This window comes from Paenibacillus sp. NRS-1782 (assembly GCF_050467685.1).
In the GTDB taxonomy this organism is placed as follows: Bacteria; Bacillota; Bacilli; order Paenibacillales; family Paenibacillaceae; genus Paenibacillus; species Paenibacillus terrae_A.
On sequence record NZ_JBITPH010000122.1, the window covers coordinates 1 to 517 of the forward strand.

At 42.7% G+C, this 517-nt stretch carries 1 protein-coding gene; it reads right to left on the reverse strand.

What is annotated here, in order from left to right; all coding sequences use genetic code 11:
* On the reverse strand, positions 1–517 hold a 517-nt coding region (locus ACIFQM_RS24960), incomplete at both ends, for a recombinase family protein (RefSeq protein WP_430066414.1).

Genomic DNA, 517 nt, shown 5'->3' on the forward strand with positions numbered 1-517 from the left:
GTGTTGCAGAAGACTTTGCCGTTTTGGAAGCCTCGCAATATTCCCCATCGACTGTTTTCAGAAATGTTTCGACTCTCGTCTTGGGCAAGGGAACTCAGGATGGTCAGCAATACTTCGCCTGTGGTATCCAGCGTATTAATATTCTCCCGTTCAAAGAATACAGCAACTCCGAGACTTTTCAGTTCCCGTACATATTTCAATAAATCCAGTGTATTTCTCGCAAATCTCGAAATCGACTTGACCAGAATGAGATCCAGCTTACCGTTTCGAGCATCCTGTATCATCCGATTAAATTGTGTTCTATTTTTGGTGCTGGTTCCGGTGATGCCTTCATCTGCGTAAATATCAGCCATTTCCCATTCCAAGTTGTTTTGAATGTATTGGGTATAATGATTGACCTGATTGGTGTAGCTTTCTTTTTGCTCCTCGGAATCGGTACTGACCCGGCAATAGGCAGCGACTTTCTTCTTTTGAATCGTTTGAATTCCTTCTACGATGTCCATCGTTTTAATGGGAA